The following is a 3868-nucleotide window of genomic DNA, read 5'->3' on the forward strand; positions in this document are numbered from 1 at the left end:
TGTCGCCAGCCGTCGTCTTGTCGTCAGCCGCCTCGGCATCAGTTGTCTTGGCGGTCGGCGTCGGCGCATCGCCGCGCGCGCGCAGGGCCATGCCGGCCTCGACGCTGCTCAGGGAGCTGGTGATGACGCGCTCGCCGTCCACCAGACCGTCGGCGACCAGCAGGGTGTCATTGCCCAGATGGCGCACGCCTACCGAGCGCTTCTCGAGATGCCCATCCTCCGTCAGCACCCAGACCTGCTGGCCGCTGCGCAGCGCACTGATCGGCAGTTCGATCAGCGAGGCGGTGCGCTGGGGCGTCAGGGTCGCCTCGACCACATCGCCGATGCGCAGTGCCGGGGTGCTGGCGCGCGCCTCCTCGGAGACATTGAGCGCCAGCGGGTCTTCCACTGCCACCATCACCTGGGTCAGCAGGCCGTTGTCTTCCAGCGACGGCAGCACGCTCCACACTTCGCCACGGCGATGCTGGCCATCTGGCCAGGCCTTGCTCGAGAGCAGTACCGGCGTGCCCTGGCCATCACGGGCGTGGGTCGAGAGCCACTCCATGTCGGCCTGCGGCAGATTGAGGCGCACCCAGAAGCGGTCGGTGGCCACCAGCGTCAACAGGTCGGTGAAGGCGTTGAGGTCGCTGCCTTCGCCGACCAGACGCTCGCTGATCAGGCCGTCGTAGGGGGCGCGAATCTCGGTGCGGGCCAGATTGAGCTTGGCCTGATCGCGGCTGGCGCGGGCGCTTTCCACGGCGGCCTGGGCCGACTTGAGCTGAGGTTCGCGCAGGACCAGCGCTTTCTGGGCCGCCGGCAGGTTGCGACCGAAGGTCTTGTATTCCGAGGCGGCGCGGATCTGCTCGCCCTTTTCAGAGGCGAGGCTGGCTTCTGCCGTGGCGAGATCCGCCTCGGCCTGACGCAGTGCCAGCTGATAATCCAGTTGATCGAGACTGGCCAGCAGCTGGTTCTCGCGGACTTCGCGGCCGGCCTCGATGCCTTCGGGGAAGGGCGCCAGCTGACCGCTGACGCGCGTGGAGACCGTGGTCTGACGATCGGCGATCACGCGGCCGAAGCCCTCAAGCGTCGGGGCGTTGGCGGCATGGCTGACCGTGACCACCTCGACCGTGGGCGCAGGTGCCTCGCTGGGGGCACGCTTCGGCGCCCCGGGGCGATGATTCATCCACCAGGCGGCCAGCGCGATCGCCAGCGCGAGAATGATCAGCGCCAGCAGGCGCATCCAGATCAGGCGCCGCGAGGAGGGTGCGGGGCGGCCGGCAGGGGCGGGCGACGCGGAAGACGACGCTGGCGTCTCAGGGCTATGGTCCATGCGGACTCCGAACGAAAAGTGACTGGCCTGATGCGCAGCCGTCTTCCGGCCAGTCGCTTTGGCGTCGGTCAGAGCGGGCGGTGGATCATGGCCATGAAAGGCAGACGAATGGGTGGATGATCGCATGATGCCATTCAGGCGCAATGCCAAAATGGGAAATAGCGTGCAACAGACGCAATCTGCCATTGCGTGATTGGCACCCCACAAAAAAAGCTGCCACACGAAGTGGCAGCTTTTCACGAGTGCGCCTGGCGGGCGGCGCCTGCTGACGGATGAATCGCTCTATCAGCCGAGCTGAACCGCGCGGGCAGGCCAGATTTCAGTAGTTGAAATAGTTGAAATAGTTGAGCTGGATGAACGGGATAAACTAGATGAACAGGCCGATCAGCAGCGCCATGCAGACGCCGATCACGCCGATCAGGGTCTCCATCACCGTCCAGCTCTTGAGTGTTTCCTTCTCGGTGAGGCCGAAGTAGCGGCTGACCAGCCAGAAGCCGGAGTCATTGACGTGACTGAGGACGGTGGCGCCACTGGCGATGGCGATCACCACCAGCCCCAGCACCGGGCCGGACAGCGCCAGCGTATCGATCACCGGGGCCATCAGGCCGGCGGCGGTGATCATCGCCACGGTGGCCGAGCCCTGGATGACTCGCACGGCGGTGGCGATCAGGAAGGCGAGCAGGATCGGCGGCAGATTGCTGTCGGCCATCAGGTTGCCGAGCACGTCACCGACCCCGGAATCGATCAGCATCTGCTTGAAGACGCCGCCCGCGCCGGTGACCAGGATGATGATGCCGGCGGGTTCGAGCGCCTTGGTGGCGACTTCCATCACCTGTTCGCGCGTCATGCCACGGCGTGTACCCAGCAGGGTGAAGGCCATCAGGGTGGCCAGACTCAGCGCCACGAACGGGTGGCCGAGGAAGCCCAGCCAGCCGACCAGCGGGCTGTCGTCACCGAACAGGAAGCCCGAGACGGTATTGAGCACGATCAGCGCCAGCGGCAGCAGCACGATGGACAGGATCAGACCGAAGCCCGGGGCGCGCTGATTGACCTCTTCATCGCTCATCACGCTGCCGGTATTTTCCATGTAATCCGGAATCCTGGCGTCGATGCGCGCCGCGATGAAGCGACCGAAGATCGGCCCCGCGACGATCATCGCCGGCAGGCCGCACAGCGCGCCGAACAGGATGACGTAGCCGAGATCGGCACCGATCAGCTTGGCGACCGCGATCGGCCCCGGCGTCGGTGGAATGAAGGAGTGGGTCACGGCAAGGCCGGCGAGCAGCGGGATGCCGTAATAGAGCAGCGAGCGGCCGCTGCGGCGTGCCAGCGCATAGACCAGCGGCACCAGGATGATGAAGGCGACATCCAGGAACACCGGAATCGCGACCAGAAAGCCGGTCAGCGCCAGCGCCCATTGCGAGCGCGAGGTGCCAAAGCGCCCCAGCAGGGTGTTGGCCATGCGATCGACACCGCCGGACACTTCCAGCATCTTGCCGAACATCGCGCCGAGACCGACCACGGTGGCAACGAAGCCCAGGGTGTTGCCCATGCCGTTGGTGACGGAGTCGATGATGGCGTCGGGCTGCATGCCGGTGGCCAGTCCGACCCCCAGGCTCACCACCAGCAGGGCAACGAAGGCATGCAGGCGCAGGCGCATGACGAGGTAAAGCAGCAGCAGAATGCCGCCGAGGGCGGCAAGGACGAGGGTGCTATCTGGGGACATGATGGCGAACTCTTGCGGCTGGCAACGGCGTGATCATCGGCCATTGCCCAAAGGCGTATTGTGTGAGGCGTCGTGGGTCGTGCAGGATGAAAGTTACCGGTAACATTAACGCTTACGCAATGATCCGAAAGGTGCATGAGGGACAAAAGTCTGTCGCGTCTGGCAGCTGACTGTCCGTCAATTGGCAGTCGCTCAGTGCGCGACAGCCGCCCCGAGGCGCCGGACAAGGGATTGATCGGCAACATCGGGTACGCTGGTGGGCCATTGTTTTCATTCAGGGGGAGAGGGTTTTCATGCAGCAGCAGGCAGAAGGAGCATCAGCGGTCGCGTCGATACCGACCAGGTCAGAGGCTCTGGCCGCTCAGGGTGGCGTGCGTCTGGTGGTCATGGGGGTGTCGGGCTGTGGCAAGTCGCATGTCGGGCAGCAGCTGGCGGCGTGCCTAGGCGCGCAGTTCATCGATGGCGACGATTATCACGGTGAGGCCAACGTGGCCAAGATGGCGCGCGGCATCCCGCTGGATGACGACGATCGCCACGGCTGGTTGGCCCGTCTGGCCGAGCTGATCGAGGAGGCGCGTCGCGACGGGCGCAGTCTGGTACTGGCCTGCTCGTCCTTGAAGCGCCGTTATCGGGATCAACTGCGTGGCGGGGACCCCGCGCTGGGTTTCGTCTTCCTCGAAGGCACGCGCGAGCTGCTGCTGGAACGCCTCGAGGCGCGGACCGATCATTTCTTCAAGGGCGCTGACATGCTCGACAACCAGCTGGCGACGCTCGAGGTGCCCGGCGACGATGAAGGGCGCATCCACACCCTCGACATCAGCGCCACACCGCAG

Annotated in this window: 3 protein-coding genes; 1 reads left to right on the forward strand and 2 read right to left on the reverse strand. The window is 65.5% G+C overall.

The features are described 5' to 3' along the window. Both AC4FAH_RS04995 and AC4FAH_RS05000 read right to left on the reverse strand, forming a co-directional pair. Positions 1-1309 (reverse strand): efflux RND transporter periplasmic adaptor subunit (locus AC4FAH_RS04995; protein ID WP_483236788.1); only part of this gene is annotated, 1309 nt, incomplete at its 3' end. 367 nt (positions 1310-1676) lie between these two features. Beyond that, on the reverse strand, positions 1677-3035 hold the full coding sequence (locus AC4FAH_RS05000; RefSeq protein ID WP_043334321.1) for a GntT/GntP/DsdX family permease: 1359 nt from the start codon (positions 3033-3035) through the stop codon (positions 1677-1679). 386 nt (positions 3036-3421) lie between these two features. Here AC4FAH_RS05000 and AC4FAH_RS05005 point away from each other — a divergent pair. Next, positions 3422-3868 (forward strand): gluconokinase (locus AC4FAH_RS05005; protein WP_490245736.1); only part of this gene is annotated, 447 nt, incomplete at its 3' end.

The organism is Cobetia sp. (assembly GCF_983723665.1).